This window comes from Providencia xihuensis (genome assembly GCF_041953405.1).
GTDB lineage: Bacteria > Pseudomonadota > Gammaproteobacteria > Enterobacterales > Enterobacteriaceae > Providencia > Providencia vermicola.
Genome location: NZ_CP169565.1, coordinates 2515052 through 2529851 on the forward strand (window position 1 = coordinate 2515052; position 14800 = coordinate 2529851).

Below are 14800 nucleotides of genomic sequence, written 5' to 3' on the forward strand. Positions count from 1 at the left end.
AAAATGGAATGATTATATTTATGAGTAAATGCGGTGGTTTTTTTACAAGTTCATTGAGGAATAATAAACATAAAAATAAAGTTGAGTAAAATAGACTTGGTTATTCTAATGATTAGGTACAAGAAGCGCCCTTCTTGTACCTTGATACGCTATACGCTTGCCAGTAATTTAGCTATGGGCTCTGCCAGTAATCGACCGCGCCAGCCTGTCAATAATTCAGGTGGCGTGGAGGAAGATTTAATTCCCCAATGAATAGATAGTAGCTGATTTATTTGTCGCCTCGATGCTAATAGCTCTGCATTAAACTTTTCATTTTCAGCGATATCTTTAACCACTGCTTTAATTTCTTTAAAGACATTTTTATATTGGCTTTGTTCGGTAATATTCGCCACTGGTGCTGGGTATAGGCTTGGATCAAGCTTCTTAGCTTGCTCAACTATGCTTAGCAAACGCTTACCGTGACAACGAATCTCTTGCCCCGTCAAACCAAGGCTATCTAGCTCGCCAAGAGTGGTCGGTAGGAAACGTGCAACTTTCCATAGATGTTCTTCTTTTACGACAAAATTAATCGCCATATCCCGTGCTTTAGCTTGGTTCAAACGCCAATCGGCAAGTAATTGCAAGCATGCCAGTTGCTCATCACGTAACTGGCACGCATTGTGAATGTTTAAGTAGGCTCTTTCGGGTTTCAGCAGTTTTTGGCGACGGGCAACCACACGCTGGCATTCGTCTTTAGCATCTTCTAAATACCCTGACTCCGTGACCTTCTGCATAAGAATTTCAGCTAATGGCAGTAAATACAGCACATCCGCGGTTGCATAGTCACATTGTTTCTCACTTAGCGGCCGCGCTAACCAATCTGTCCGTGATTCACTTTTGTCCAGCTCAATGCCAAGATGTTCTGCGACCAATGAAGCAAACCCACATGAAATTGGATAGCCCAGAAAAGCTGCAACCACTTGGGTATCAATCATCGGTTCGGGTACGCAGTCAAAATCATGCATAAACACTTCAAGGTCTTCACTCCCTGCGTGCAAGAATTTAAGCTGATTTGGATCAGTTAACAGCGCTTTAAAAGGGCTGAAATCAGATATTGAGAGTGGGTCAATCAATGAAACTTGCTTCCCATCATACAACTGTAGCAAACCTAATTGAGGATAATATGTTCTTGTACGAACAAACTCGGTATCCAATGCAAGCCAGGGTGCATCACTGGCGTCTTGGCATATTTGGGCTAGTTCGCTATCTGTGGTCACTAAACGATAATTCAAAACAAGTTTCTCTTTTTCTATTTTCATTACAGAGACGCCGGTATAAACCGGCGTCATCTATTCGTTATGTTTATACATTCTAAATCACTTTTAAGCAGGTGACTTATTTCTTTTCAATTTTTCTTCATCACGCAAATCTTTACGGAGAATTTTCCCAACGTTTGATTTAGGCAATTCATCACGAAACTCAAATATTTTAGGGACTTTATACGCCGTTAATGAGCGACGGCAAAATGTTTTTAGTTCATCCCCCGTCAAATTCGCATTTTTCGTGACAACGAAAACTTTCACTGCTTCCCCTGTGCTTTCACTTGGTACGCCAATCGCCGCACATTCAATGACGTCAGGGTGAGTTGCAATAACATCTTCAATTTCATTTGGATAAACATTAAAACCCGACACGATGATCATATCTTTTTTACGATCAACAATGCGGATATAACCTTCACTATCCATTTCTGCGATGTCGCCCGTGGCTATCCAGCCATCAATTATCGCCTCAGCGGTAGAGTCAGGACGATTCCAATAACCTTTCATCACCTGAGGGCCTTTTACCCACATTTCGCCAGGCTCACCCAGCGGAACCTCTTGACCTTCATCATTAAGAAATTTCACATCCGTGGATGGAACGGGTAAGCCAATACTACCACTATATGCCGTGAGATTATATGGATTCCCCGTAACTAGCGGAGAACATTCTGTTAAGCCATAACCTTCAAGAAGATGTTTACCTGTCAGCTTTTGCCATTTTTCAGCCACAGCCTTTTGCACTGGCATTCCACCGCCGACCGATAATCTTAAGCGCGAGAAGTCCAACTTTTGAAACTCTTCATTATGGATCCAAGCATTAAAGAGTGTATTAACCCCAGTAATTGATGTGATAGGATAACGACCAAGCTGTTTGACTGTATCAGGTACGTCCCGCGGATTGGTGATTAATAAATTAACTCCACCCACATTGATGAAAAGCAAGCAATTTACTGTAAGAGCAAAAACATGGTACAGCGGTAATGCAGTCACCACGAATTCCGCACCAAATTTCAATACAGGACCATACGCCGCTCTTGCTTGTTCTAGATTTGCTAACATATTGCGATGAGTTAGCATCGCCCCTTTAGCCACCCCTGTAGTTCCCCCAGTATATTGCAAGAAGGCTAAATCACTGCCTGCAATATTGGGTTTAATATATTGCATCCGATAACCGTAATGCATAGCACGACGGAACGAGATGGCATCGGGTAAATTGTATTTTGGTACTAAGCGTTTTACGTATTTAACGACAAAATCCACAATCGTCGCTTTCGGCCGTGAAAGTTGATCCCCCATACGGGTTAAAATCACGTGTTTAACTTTGGTGTTATAAACGATCTTTTCAAGAGTAGAGGCGAAGTTCGAGACAATCACAATCGCAGTTGTGCCGCTATCATTAAGCTGGTGTTCTAACTCCCTAGGGGTATAGAGTGGATTAACATTCACAACAACCATACCCGCACGCAATATTCCAAATAAAGCAATTGGGTATTGTAATAAGTTAGGCATCATTAAGGCAACGCGGTCACCCTTTTTAAGACCAAGCCCATTTTGTAAGTAGGCAGCAAAAGCGCGGCTTCTTTCTTCTAATTTCCGATACGTCATCACTGCCCCCATATTAATGAATGCAGGCTGATCGGCATATTGGGAAACTGCGTTTTCCAGTAACTCTGCTAAAGAAGCGAAGCGATCAGGATTGATTTCTTCCGGCACATCAGCAGGGTAATTTTTTAGCCAGATTTTTTCCAAAATGTTGCTCCTAAATTTAGTGAAGTTATTATACCCAACATCTCCTTTAACAAATTATTAACTCATTGTACCAGTTTGAAAAACAGACAATGTCAAGGTTGAGAGGTCTATCACTAAATAAATTTTGTTCCTTCAAGAAAAAACAAGGCGACATACGCCGCCCTGCTTTCTTAAATTTCGTTAATCAGATGTAAATCTGCATAAGTTATGCCTAATTATACACTGATATTGGCAAATTTTGGAGGTGTGTTCAGAAAATTCTGCAATCAATTCAGCTTGTAAGCGCAGAATTATAGGTGAATAAGGAATAAAATATTATTTGAATCACTTTTTACGTATTTATATCTAATGCTAATCGATAGATAACACCAAACAAATAATAAACGAAAGGGATCATGCATTATGTTGTCGGCTCAGTCACTTGACCTACAACGATATCATCCGCTGCCGCCACTAAATTTACCTGACCTGTATTTCTCACTAATGCTCTAACCCAATACCCTTGGCGCTTCAATTCACAAACAAGGTACTGGCCTAAGTACCCTGTTGCGCCAGCAACGAAGACTTTTTGCATTTTCTCTCTCGCGGACACACAGATCTTTCTCCCACAGATAAAGTGCATTATTGAAGAGAAAACCTGAAATGCCAACAATAACAACTATATTTATCACATCGTTATTATTATTTTTCCTGAAGGGGGAATTAAGCTGGCATATTGTACCCCTATGCCAGCTTTGGGAATATCTTGGTTATTCAGTGAGATAAGTATGGACTTGTGCGGGGCCACCTGGGTAGCCGTAACCATAACCCCATGGGTGGTTATAGTAGTACGGATCGCCATAATAACCATAACCCCATGGACCTGATGGCGGGATCATCACACTTTGTGCGACATTCCAGCGTTGAAAACCTGTAACATCAAGGGTGACATATTTATAAGGAACTTGCCCAACTTTCCCTTGCTGCTCTCCCGTCACTTTCCCAACAACAGTGACATAGCGGTTCGTAAAGTCACTTGGCTCACGAAAACCGTTAATATAGGCATAGATACGCCCAACTGAAGGCGCATTGAGTTCTGGTGCTGCATCGTATTTGCTCAGTGCCATCACCGCAATTTCTAAACGTGTCCGTGTAGGCTCATTCGCTACTGCGAGGACTTTACCGCCAAAGCGTGCTTCCTGACCAATATACATTTCAGGGGCATTTTGAATGGATGTTAAGCTATCAGCGGGGTTTTGAACTGACCCTTGGATTGATGCAGGTATAGAAACGCACCCAGTTAGTGTTAATACACTGGCAACAAAAAGGCCTTTCAGTACATTACGGCAGTTCAATTCAATGTTCATAGACTACCTCCGATTAGCAACAGTATAAATTCAGGTCATACGGTTTAAAATAGTCTGTAGCAAAGAAGACACGATATGTTAAATTGGATAGATATAAATAGGATACTTATTAATCATAACCTATCTTTATGAATGATTCGATGTGTTTTTTATGCATTAAAAAAGGCTATCTGTTAAAAAAATAGCCTATTATTTTGATCATGTCGTTGTTAGACTCATTCACGACCTGGCAGTTTTTTCCACGTCACTTCATTACGCAAATAGGTCGGTTCCACATTTTCAACAGCAATAGTTTTACCTTGAAGCCATAATTGTGCTGCAATCGGTAACATGTCTTGAGCATCAGGCAATGTTATTTGGCTGTTCTTAATGGGTTCATCACCACTGAGTAAGGATGGATATGCTTCCCAGCCTGTGCCTGCATAACTCCATTGCCCTGAAATACCCGCAAACTTACGTTTAAAATCATCAGGTAATAAGACAGCTTCCGTTTCTTCGCCTTGCCAAACACCTTCAGCAGTACGTGAATATTGCGCGCAATAGATTTCAGACATACGGGCATCTATCGCCACCAGCACGTTTGATTGACGGGTTGTGCGGAATACACCTTGCGCCAACGCCATCAATGATGACACGCCAATCATTGGTAAATCAGCCCCTAATGCTAAGCCTTGAGCGATACCTACCCCAATACGTACTCCAGTAAAACTACCTGGCCCGCGACCAAAAGCTAACGCATCCAGTTGATTAAGAGTGACTCCCGCTTCAGTTAACACTTCTTCTACCATTGGTAAAACTTTTTGCGTGTGTTCACGAGGCGAAATAGCAAAACGTGAGATAATATCGTCACCACATAATAGTGCGACGGAACAGGCTTCAGTTGCTGTATCGACAGCAAGAATACGACTCGACATGCCTAAACTCCGGCAAATTAACAGATTTCAATTGAAAGATGCGGCTTATAGTAGCATAAACCGCCGATAGGATCGCAGAAAAACACAGTTATTTCTCGGCTGCTAGCGCGCTTTTTTCTGCTAGAAAATTTATCGCTTTGGTTAGACTGCGTGTTCGTGGCGAAGGCGGTAAGCTACGCAAAAACACTTCACCATAAGGGCGCGTTACTAAGCGATTATCACAAATCACTATCACACCGTAGTCACTGGTATCACGAATTAAACGCCCCACCCCTTGTTTTAACGTGATCACCGCATCTGGTAACTGCACATCCGCAAACGGATCACCACCTCTTAGCTCACAATCCTCAATACGAGCCCTTAAAAGTGGGTCATCAGGCGCAGTAAAAGGCAGTTTATCGATAATCACACAGGTTAACTCATCGCCGCGCACATCGACACCTTCCCAGAAGCTACTCGTTGCGACTAAGACTGCATTGCCTGCCGCAATAAACTGTGCAAGTAGTTTGTTTTTACTGCTCTCGCCTTGCACCATAACGGGTAAAGTCAACGAGGCTTTAAATTCCTCAGCCAGCTCTCGCATCATTAAGTGAGACGTACAGAGGAAAAAACAGCGCCCCTGATTTTTCTCGATAAGTGGCCGCAACATTGTTGCTAGTTTCTGTGCAATTCCCCGTTGATTTGGTTCAGGTAAAAAACGCGGGACACACAACATCGTTTGGCTTTCGTAATCAAAGGGGCTGGCTAACAACAACGTTTTCGCTTTAGTGAGCCCTAAACGGTCAGTAAAGTGGCTCAATTTTTCATTCACAGACAGCGTGGCAGAGGTAAATACCCAGCTCGCTGGCGTACCCGCTATCATTTCGCTGAATTTATCTGCAACGGTAAGTGGCGTTAACGCCAATAAAAAGTGACGCCCATAACTTTCAAACCAATAACTGTAACCTGGAATTGTGACATCTTTTAATCGATTCAAACGATTACGATAAACGGTAACACGTTCAAAGATAGAGTCTAAACTTTGGGAACGTCCTAGCGAGGTTTTGATTACTTCATAGCAAAGTTCCAAGGAATCATCGAGTAGTGTTAGAGCTCGTTGGACTTCATTTAACTTTAACAAATCACGCAGATTTCCACGGAAACTGTTTTCCCCCAGATTTAAACGGAAATCTAAAGTACTCTGTGTAAGCCTATCGGCACTTTTTTGCAGTTGAACCTGGTCTTTTAGTTCCGTGCGATAGGCCATTATCATATCGCGAGCAAGGTCGAGTAATTGGCGGCTACTCAGCTGCTGGCCAAAATATTGACTAGCAATATCAGGAATTTGGTGGGCTTCGTCGAAAATCATTACTTCAGCTTCTGGGATCAACTCGCCAAAACCTGTGTCTTTAACAACGCGATCAGCCATAAACAGGTGATGGTTAACGACCACAACATCCGCCTCTAAGGCTTTACGACGCGCTTTTAACACAAAGCATTCTTGATAACGCGGGCAGTCACTGCCAAGGCAGTTATCATTGGTGCTAGTCACTAAAGGCCATACAGGGCTGTCTTCTGCAATGTCATGGCAAGTACTGGTATCACCTAGCTCAGATTCGATAGACCAACTGCGTAATCGCACAACGGCTGATAGAATTTCAGGTTCTAAACTCCCGCCACCTAATGATTGCTGGTCTAATCGTTCTAAACACAAGTAGTTCGAGCGCCCTTTAAGTAAAGCCGTACGCCCAGTGTAATTCATGGCATTAATAATGGTTGGCAGGTCACGATGATAAAGTTGGTCTTGCAGTGCTTTTGAGCCCGTAGAAACAATCACTTTTTTGCCACTTCTTAGCGCAGGCACTAAATACGCGTACGTTTTCCCTGTTCCAGTCCCTGCTTCTGCAACTAAAACCTGTTGTTGTTCAATAGCTTCAGTGACTGCATTAGACATTGTCACTTGTGCAGCGCGAGGTTGAAAGCCTGAAATTGTTTTAGCCAAAAAGCCGTCAGAGGAAAAGTCGTCGCGCACTACAGAAACCTATTCATTAGCAAAAATAAGACGCTCACTTTACCATGAGTTATGGCTCTGTGCTGTTCTAATTGTAGTTTCAGTGATCAAGCGATTTTCATCCCGCTCGCAAGCTGTTATTCTTGAACAGAATAAATAATAAGGAATAATTATGACTATTAAACGTATTGACCCCGATAATCGTTGGTCGGAAGCTGTTATTCACAATAATGTGATTTATTACACCAGTGTTCCCGAAAATTTGGATGCCGATATTATCGCTCAAACCGCTAACACACTTGCCGCGATTGATGTGATGTTAGAGCGTGTCGGCTCTGATAAAAGTAAAATTCTAGATGCCACTATTTTCCTAGCGGATAAAGCCGATTTTGCGGGTATGAACCAAGCATGGGACGCATGGGTTGTTGCAGGTAGCGCCCCCGTTCGTTGCACTGTTCAAGCTCTGTTGATGAAACCCGAGTACAAGGTTGAAATCAAAGTTGTTGCGGCAATTGACTAAGTCAATTTCTTCATAGAAAAAAGGGCTACCATTTTTGGTTAGCCCTTTTTTGTTAGATCCGCCGTGCGAACAGCGATACATTTACACACATTCATGCGCTAAATAGTTTGTGGTGTCGCTAAGCGGCAATCGCGCTAATCCCAAGGAGCATACAATAGTATGTGACTTGGGTTAGCAAGTGCAGCCAACAATGCTACAACACAAAATATGACGCGCATTAAGACATCTTAATCAACACCATTCCTAACAACAGTAACACTATTCCACCCCAGCCTTTATAATTCAGGCGTTGATTAAACAGTATCCACCCTGCTGCTACTGTCGCGATGATCCCGAAAGCTCCCCAGAGCGCATAAGCGATGGATAGCTCGATACCTTTTACTGCTTGTGCAAGAGAGCTAAATGCCCCAAGTACGGCCAACAGCGAGAGTATCCCTAGCCAATATCGTTTAAAGCCATTCGACATTTTTAACAAGATATTCGCTATAATTTCCAATATCACCGCTAAGATCAAAAACGCTGCATGCCACCATTCAAAATGACTGGCCATATTACGCCTCCGACTTAGCTTCGCGTCCAACTAAGGCACTTGATTTAGCTGCGTTGACCGCATGTTGAGTGGCCTGTTTTACTTTTTGAGCCGATCCACGAACTGTCGCTTTTTTGGTTCCTGATTTAATCAGGCCAATACCAGTGATCAATAATACCAACCCACCTATTTTCATAGGTGATAATGTTTCACCAAACCACATAACACTAAAAGTGGTAATGAACAAAATACCGATACCTTCCCAAAGAGCGTAGGCAACACCTAATGCAACTTTTTTCACTGCGATGGCGAGAAGAATGTAAGAAGTGGCTATCATCACGTACATGACCACCATGCCAGTGAAATCGCCGCTCACACTGGCGTGCTTCATTGATAAGGTACCAATAACTTCAGTTACGATAGCTAATATTAAAAATATCCAATAAATCATTATAATATCTCTCTATGTACAGCCGCGTCATAGCCTGTTTTTTGTACAGATCATGCAAACAAAAAGCGTTAACGCAGTTGTTGAAAATTCAAATAAAAACAATACGATGCTGAATTTATTCAGCGAAATGAATAATCGAGAGAGACGCTATAATGCACCACACCAGTAGTGTTCACTGGAAAGGATAGCTGAAAGGAAAAGCCTGTGTGTCGTTCTTTTTTGGGACTTGCTGATCTTGCCGCTAGTTGAGCTAAGCATGATATCTTATTCTTTTCATCAGGCGGACATCCACCCAATTTACTCCGAACCCTCATGTTGATAGTTGATTACACACTATTTTTAGCATGCCATTTTTATTAAGTCAATGAATATAAACACATTTTGTATTGAATAAAAATATGCATAATTATTCATTAATATGCTAATTAACCCTTGAATTAATGACTAGCAGGCGAATAACCAAGCGTTTGTGGTAAATTTCCCATCGAAATTTTTTGATGAAAAATTATAATTTCACCACTTTTTCTTCTCTCATTACTACATCACCGTGCTATTTGATCTTTAACATTGACAACCTAGTTGAACAAGCTTCTTATAGTAGCTATATGATTGACATACATCTAAGAGAGCGTCATGAGCACCTTTAGTCTTACCTCTAACAGTTTTCAAAATGCCGTGGATTCAACACCATTACCTTATGATGTTGTATCCATTCAATCACAAGTGATTTATGGCAGTGTCGGTAACAGCATCGCCGTCCCTGCACTGACAAAACAAGGGTTGCGCGTCGCGGCGGTTCCAACTGTTGTTCTTAGCAATACCCCTCATTATGCCACTTGTTATGGCGGCGAATTACCCGGTGAATGGTTTCGTGGCTATTTAAACGGCTTTGTTGAACGCGGCAGTTTAGATTCCGTTAGGGCCATTTTAACAGGCTACTTGGGCTCACCTGAGAAAGCACAAGACTTAGCTAACTGGCTAGCTCGCGTTCGTGAAACGTTCCCAAACCTGCCAGTTATTGTTGACCCTGTGATGGGCGATGAGGATAGCGGGTTTTATATTCCCCCTGAAATTGCCGAAGTTTATCGTGATCACGTTATCCCTTTAGCGACAGGGATTATTCCAAATAAATTCGAACTCATGACCTTAAGTGGCAAACACGTTGATACCTTGGATGATGCAATAGCCGCTGCACGTAGTTTATTGCAAGGGAACACACAATGGGTAATCATCACCAGTGCTTTCCAACCCGATGAAGATAATATTGAGGTCGTTTGTGTCACCAAAGGGGATGTCGCAGTGATCCGCCACAAACGTTACCCTGTCACACCAAAAGGGACGGGTGATTTGTTTGGTGCAGAACTTACAGCGCAGCTATTAGCTGGGTTATCCGTTCCTGACGCCGCAAAAATGGCCTGCTTACGCATAGAACAAGCGATTATCCACATGGCTGCTACTGGCCGCAGTGAACTCGTATTGTAATGCTCAATAGGCCTCATCTGAGGCCTATTGGTTTCATCACCCGACACTTTGTAAGCGCTCCCATAACGTTTGTTGTTGGTAATTTGCCCTGAATATCCCTTTTTCGACTAATTTAGGGACCACTTGTTCGAGAAATAACGTTAATGATTGTTCTGAACCACATGGCAAAGCGATAAAACCATCGCAAGCTTGTTTGTCTGTCCACCTCTCAATTTCATCAACTAAATCACTCACCGTACCAATCACCCGCCAATGTGAAGAGCCATTGACCTCTGGAGCGGATAACAGCATTTGGATCGTAGGTTGGTGCTGGCAAATATAACGCCTTAATAACTGAGCATGCGTTTGGCTATATGGCGCTTCGGTACCTTCAGGTAGCATTTCGGGCGTGATCACGGTGTCAATTGGTAGCTGGCTTAGGTCTAAATTAATTAATGATTCTATATAACGGAATTTAGTTCGTGAGTCCGCATTGGCGTGAGTTTGTTCAAACAAACGATAAGCTTCTTCCCGACTGTCGGCTAAATAAAAACTCAAACCTGGTAATACCTTAACCGCATTAGGTTCCCGCCCTGCACTTACAACACGACGCTGAATGTCCTGATAAAATTCTATTGCACAGTCAATATCCGGTGTGGCGGCAAAAATACCATCCGCAACAGCAGCGGCAAAATCACGCCCTGCAGGTGATGCTCCCGCTTGAAAATAGGGAATAGGCTGCGAATAAGCAGGAATATTCAGTGGGCCTTCCACATTAAAATAGCGCCCTTGGTGGTTAATTTGTTGGATAGATGAACCGCTGTAGCGACTTTCACTGGATTGATATTGATCTGGTTGGCTATTGGGATGGCTTGCCCATAGAGCTTCAACAACAGCCGTAAATTCTTTGGCAATTTCATAGCGCTCCTCTGAATCCGGTAACGTTTTCAAGCCAAAATTTTGCTGACCTTTGAGCGCAGTGACAATATTCCAACCTACTCGACCATTAGTTATCCAGTTTAGAGACTGTAACTGTCTCGCAGCAATATAAGGTGGGTAAAATAAGGCCGAAATCGTGGAAACAAAACCAATGTGATTTGTTGCATGCGCAATTGATGCTATCAATAAAGATGGGTCTATTCCGCCAAAAGCTGGGGCTTGGTTTCCTTTATCGATATTCAAAAACTGGGCATCTGGTCGAAATAAAAAATCCAGTTTTGCCGCCTCTGCGCGTTTGGATAGCGCAATATAATAACTGGGGTTCAGAATAGCTTCTCGTTGGTTAGGATCTTGTTTGGCACTTTGGGTACTTACCCAAGTTGGTGACAGTGATAGGCCAATACAAATCGTTTTTTGTGTTCTCACTCGCATTTTCCCTTAATGATCACTTCAATACTTGTTGTTAATGATATTGGTTATGATTATCATTAACAACAATATTTAATCTATTAATAACAGCCTGTTTTGTTTGGAAAACTGCCATGTTAAAAACATTTGTCTGCGCTATCACACTATTCTCTACCCTGAGTGTTTCAAGCATCGTTTCGGCAACCGCCCTTGTCGGCGCTGATAGCCAGTCATGGCCTAGAACCTTTACCAGTGTGGATGGTTCTATGGTCGAAATAAAAAGTAAACCAACGCGTATTTTATCCGCCTCTGTTTCAATCACTGGTACATTGCTCGCCATTGATGCGCCAGTGATAGCGAGTTCCACCACGGCAAACGGGCAATTTTTTGCACAATGGGACGCTATTGCAAAACAAAAAGGCGTTGAAAAGTTATGGTCTGCTGGCAGTGTGGACTTGGAAATGGCCTATGCTGTCGCACCTGATTTAATTGTCGTGTCCATAAATGGCGGTGATACTGTTTACCCACAAGTTTCACAATTTCAACAAATTGCACCAACGATTGTATTAGATTATGGCAAACAAGGTTGGGAGAGTCTTGCCCTGCAATTAGGGCAAGCTACAGGGCAAGAAAAAGCCGCCACCGACCTCTTAGAGGGTTTCGATAAATTTATCGAAGAAAGTAAAAGCCAATTACAGCTTCCTGATGGCGAAGCAAATATTATTGCCTATTTTGGCCCAGGAACAGTTAACCCCGTTTCGCTAAAAACTAGTCCTCACGCCATCTTACTGCAGCAACTTGGGTTTAGCATTGAAAGTGCGCCTTCTGAATGGCAGCCGAAAGATAAACCTGTCTCTGACTTTGTTTGGGCACAATATGAGCACCTGACCCAACTGAATGCGCCAACCACTTTTTTATTACGTGGAACCGATAAAGAAGCGCAAAACTTTATGGCAGACCCGATCCTCGCCAATCTCAATGCAGTCAAAAATAAGCAAGTTTATGGCCTAGGTGCAAATTCATTCCGTGTTGATTATTACAGTGCGCAAGAAATAATTAATGACATTGTTGCACGTTTTAAAAAGCATGAGTCCTGATATGCCATTAACGCGAACTTCCCTAAAATGGCCAGTGGTTATTTGCTGCTTATTATTAGTCACTTTTTCCATTATTAGCCTTGGTGTTGGTAGCCGTTCTGTTGCTATTTCAACGACTTGGCAAGCTTTCACTCAGTTTGATAACACAAGTAGTGAACACTTGCTAGTTCGCTACCTGCGTTTTCCTAGAACCTTACTTGCGATTGTCATTGGTATTGCTCTTGGTGCCGCGGGGACACTAATGCAAGCAATAACACGTAACCCTTTAGCTGATCCGGGCCTGTTTGGCATTAACGCAGGGGCAATGGTTGCTATCGTTCTGGTTATCGCATTCACAGGTATCACCGATGTGACAATTTATATGTGGTTCGGTCTACTGGGTGCGGGTATCGCAGGCGTAATTGTGTATCTTTTAGCCGGAGTCCGCCAAGGCTTGAACCCCATTCGGATGGTGTTGTCCGGTGTTGCTCTCTCGATTGTTTTGCTCGCTATCACGCACATGGTGACCGTAAATAGTGATGAACAGGTATTTGACCAATTTCGCCACTGGGTTGTCGGTTCATTGCAAGGTCGGGGTTTTGATGTCCTTTTTCCGATCAGCGGTCTGGTTTTGATAGGTTGTGCGATTGCCTTATCCCTGACGAGAGCATTGGATGTGGTCATTTTAGGTAATGACCTAAGCCATTCTCTTGGCGCAAACCAAAACCGAGTCTGGCTTCTTTCTGCCGTAGCCATCGTATTACTCGCTGGGAGCGCAACGGCTGCCGTTGGGCCAATTAGTTTTTTGGGACTGACTGCGCCTCACTTTGCTCGCTCTCTGGTTGGTAGTGACTACCGACGTATATTGCCAATGTCAATGTTACTCGGTGCGACCATTCTGCTCATTGCCGATTGTACTGGCCGAATCATTGGCACACCTGGGGAAATCAGTGCTGGTATCATGATCTCTTTAATTGGCGGGCCTTTCTTTATTTATCTGGTTAGACGCTGGCGGATTATTACGCTATGAAAAACAAAAATAACTTCAAAACCCTGCATTTTCGCCGCTATTCTTGGGTAATTTCCACCAGAGACACGGTGATATGTGGTTTATTACTGTTGATCATAACTATGCTTTCATTTTGGGCTGTCACAACAGGCAAATTCTCTATTGCGTTACCGAACCTTATCAATATTTTAATGGGTGAAGAACAGGGCACCATCCAACAAAAAATCGTCATGGATATTCGCTTACCTAGGTTATTAACCGCTATCGGCGTCGGTGCTGCACTTGGGGTTTCCGGGGCGATATTTCAATCTATATCACGTAATGTTTTAGGTTCACCCGACGTTATTGGCTTCACAACAGGGGCTGCAACGGGCGCATTGTTACAAATTATCATTTTCAATGGCAGCGTCCCTGCCATTGCCTTTTCAACTATCTTTGGCGGATTAACCACTGCTTTAGTCGTCTATGTTTTATCCCTAAAACAGGGAAAGATGTCAGGCTATACACTGATCCTAACCGGTATTGGTGTCGGGGCAATATTGCATGCTTTTAATGCGTTATTATTAGTGAAAGGCAATATTGATAATGCCACGATTGCGAATCTGTGGCTTGCTGGCTCGTTAAATGCACGCACATGGCTACATGTTTACCCTGTTTTTATCGGCCTATTGATTTTGTTACCTTTCATTATGGTACACGCAAAATCACTCACATTAATGGAAATGGGTGATGATATGGCACAGCAACTTGGTGTCAATGTCGCACGGGTAAGATGGATGATGATTTTCAGTGCTGTCCTGCTCGCCTCCGTCGCTACGGCCTGTGCAGGTCCAATTGCCTTTGTTGCCTTAGCCGCCCCTCAACTTATTACCCGTTTAAGCCACTCAGGCCAACTGCCTATTATCGGTTCTGCCATGATGGGCGCTGTGCTGCTAATTTGTGCAGATACCCTTTCTCAGCAACTCCCTTTTGGTTTAACCCTACCCGTTGGATTAATGACTGGGATCATTGGAGGGTTATATTTGCTTTGGTTATTAACACGCAGCTCACATCTTTAAGTATTAATGATTATTATTATGTTTATGTAATGATAATCATTATATATAA

The 14800-nt window shown here is 42.9% G+C and carries 14 protein-coding genes; 5 read left to right on the plus strand and 9 right to left on the minus strand.

Going from position 1 to position 14800, the window contains the following annotated elements; all coding sequences use genetic code 11:
* Positions 1-149: 149 nt before the first annotated feature.
* The 6 genes from rnd to ACE2AL_RS11225 form a co-directional block, all read right to left on the minus strand.
* On the minus strand, positions 150-1271 hold the full coding sequence (rnd, locus tag ACE2AL_RS11200) for a ribonuclease D (protein ID WP_272538519.1): 1122 nt from the start codon (positions 1269-1271) through the stop codon (positions 150-152).
* A gap of 90 nt (positions 1272-1361) precedes the next feature.
* Positions 1362-3050 carry a long-chain-fatty-acid--CoA ligase FadD gene (fadD, locus tag ACE2AL_RS11205; RefSeq protein WP_206084198.1) on the minus strand — a complete coding sequence of 563 codons (1689 nt, stop codon included), beginning with the start codon at positions 3048-3050 and terminating at the stop codon, positions 1362-1364.
* Between the two features lie 400 nt (positions 3051-3450).
* Positions 3451-3624: an NAD(P)H-binding protein gene (locus tag ACE2AL_RS11210; protein WP_206084197.1), complete on the minus strand. Its 174-nt coding sequence runs from the start codon at positions 3622-3624 to the stop codon at positions 3451-3453.
* A 175-nt stretch (positions 3625-3799) separates the two neighbouring features.
* Positions 3800-4396, minus strand: a complete 597-nt coding sequence (locus ACE2AL_RS11215; protein WP_206084196.1) for a Slp family lipoprotein — start codon at positions 4394-4396, stop codon at positions 3800-3802.
* 215 nt (positions 4397-4611) lie between these two features.
* On the minus strand, positions 4612-5310 hold the full coding sequence (gene tsaB / locus ACE2AL_RS11220) for a tRNA (adenosine(37)-N6)-threonylcarbamoyltransferase complex dimerization subunit type 1 TsaB (protein WP_272516289.1): 699 nt from the start codon (positions 5308-5310) through the stop codon (positions 4612-4614).
* Between the two features lie 88 nt (positions 5311-5398).
* Positions 5399-7321: an ATP-dependent DNA helicase gene (locus ACE2AL_RS11225; RefSeq protein ID WP_206084194.1), complete on the minus strand. Its 1923-nt coding sequence runs from the start codon at positions 7319-7321 to the stop codon at positions 5399-5401.
* A gap of 151 nt (positions 7322-7472) precedes the next feature.
* Here ACE2AL_RS11225 and ACE2AL_RS11230 point away from each other — a divergent pair, with 151 nt between their 5' ends.
* Positions 7473-7820 (plus strand): RidA family protein, encoded by a 348-nt coding sequence (locus ACE2AL_RS11230; RefSeq protein ID WP_206084193.1) that lies wholly within the window; start codon positions 7473-7475, stop codon positions 7818-7820.
* A gap of 217 nt (positions 7821-8037) precedes the next feature.
* On the opposite strand, the gene mdtI is transcribed toward ACE2AL_RS11230, so the two are convergent.
* Together mdtI and mdtJ are read right to left on the minus strand one after the other, a co-directional pair.
* Positions 8038-8370: a multidrug/spermidine efflux SMR transporter subunit MdtI gene (mdtI, locus tag ACE2AL_RS11235; protein WP_206084192.1), complete on the minus strand. Its 333-nt coding sequence runs from the start codon at positions 8368-8370 to the stop codon at positions 8038-8040.
* Position 8371: 1 nt separating this feature from the next.
* Positions 8372-8800 carry a multidrug/spermidine efflux SMR transporter subunit MdtJ gene (mdtJ, locus tag ACE2AL_RS11240; protein WP_206084191.1) on the minus strand — a complete coding sequence of 143 codons (429 nt, stop codon included), beginning with the start codon at positions 8798-8800 and terminating at the stop codon, positions 8372-8374.
* Positions 8801-9433: 633 nt separating this feature from the next.
* Between mdtJ and pdxK the strand changes: the two genes are divergently transcribed.
* Positions 9434-10282, plus strand: coding sequence for a pyridoxine/pyridoxal/pyridoxamine kinase (gene pdxK / locus ACE2AL_RS11245; RefSeq protein WP_272538472.1), 849 nt, complete (start codon positions 9434-9436; stop codon positions 10280-10282).
* A gap of 36 nt (positions 10283-10318) precedes the next feature.
* Here pdxK and ACE2AL_RS11250 read toward each other — a convergent pair whose 3' ends face one another.
* Positions 10319-11626: an NtaA/DmoA family FMN-dependent monooxygenase gene (locus ACE2AL_RS11250; protein ID WP_272538473.1), complete on the minus strand. Its 1308-nt coding sequence runs from the start codon at positions 11624-11626 to the stop codon at positions 10319-10321.
* A 116-nt stretch (positions 11627-11742) separates the two neighbouring features.
* Between ACE2AL_RS11250 and fepB the strand changes: the two genes are divergently transcribed.
* Genes fepB through ACE2AL_RS11265 form a run of 3 tightly spaced genes read left to right on the plus strand, consistent with a single transcriptional unit; the run spans position 11743 to position 14751 of the window.
* A complete protein-coding gene (gene fepB / locus ACE2AL_RS11255) occupies positions 11743-12705 on the plus strand; it encodes a Fe2+-enterobactin ABC transporter substrate-binding protein (protein WP_272680894.1) in 963 nt (320 codons plus the stop codon).
* Positions 12668-13714 carry a FecCD family ABC transporter permease gene (locus tag ACE2AL_RS11260; RefSeq protein ID WP_375083502.1) on the plus strand — a complete coding sequence of 349 codons (1047 nt, stop codon included), beginning with the start codon at positions 12668-12670 and terminating at the stop codon, positions 13712-13714. Before fepB ends, ACE2AL_RS11260 begins: the two co-directional genes overlap by 38 nt.
* Positions 13711-14751, plus strand: a complete 1041-nt coding sequence (locus ACE2AL_RS11265; RefSeq protein ID WP_375083503.1) for a FecCD family ABC transporter permease — start codon at positions 13711-13713, stop codon at positions 14749-14751. The genes ACE2AL_RS11260 and ACE2AL_RS11265 overlap by 4 nt, the downstream gene beginning before the upstream one ends.
* The last annotated feature ends 49 nt before the right edge of the window (positions 14752-14800 follow it).

Excerpts from the sequence above, each read along its gene's own strand:
- ACE2AL_RS11210 (WP_206084197.1), bottom strand. The coding sequence starts at position 3,624 with ATGCAAAAAGTCTTCGTTGCTGGCGCAACAGGGTACTTAGGCCAGTAC.
- ACE2AL_RS11215 (WP_206084196.1), bottom strand. The coding sequence starts at position 4,396 with ATGAACATTGAATTGAACTGCCGTAATGTACTGAAAGGCCTTTTTGTT.
- tsaB (WP_272516289.1), bottom strand. The coding sequence starts at position 5,310 with ATGTCGAGTCGTATTCTTGCTGTCGATACAGCAACTGAAGCCTGTTCC.
- ACE2AL_RS11230 (WP_206084193.1), top strand. The coding sequence starts at position 7,473 with ATGACTATTAAACGTATTGACCCCGATAATCGTTGGTCGGAAGCTGTT.
- mdtI (WP_206084192.1), bottom strand. The coding sequence starts at position 8,370 with ATGGCCAGTCATTTTGAATGGTGGCATGCAGCGTTTTTGATCTTAGCG.
- mdtJ (WP_206084191.1), bottom strand. The coding sequence starts at position 8,800 with ATGATTTATTGGATATTTTTAATATTAGCTATCGTAACTGAAGTTATT.
- pdxK (WP_272538472.1), top strand. The coding sequence starts at position 9,434 with ATGAGCACCTTTAGTCTTACCTCTAACAGTTTTCAAAATGCCGTGGAT.
- fepB (WP_272680894.1), top strand. The coding sequence starts at position 11,743 with ATGTTAAAAACATTTGTCTGCGCTATCACACTATTCTCTACCCTGAGT.
- ACE2AL_RS11260 (WP_375083502.1), top strand. The coding sequence starts at position 12,668 with ATGACATTGTTGCACGTTTTAAAAAGCATGAGTCCTGATATGCCATTA.
- ACE2AL_RS11265 (WP_375083503.1), top strand. The coding sequence starts at position 13,711 with ATGAAAAACAAAAATAACTTCAAAACCCTGCATTTTCGCCGCTATTCT.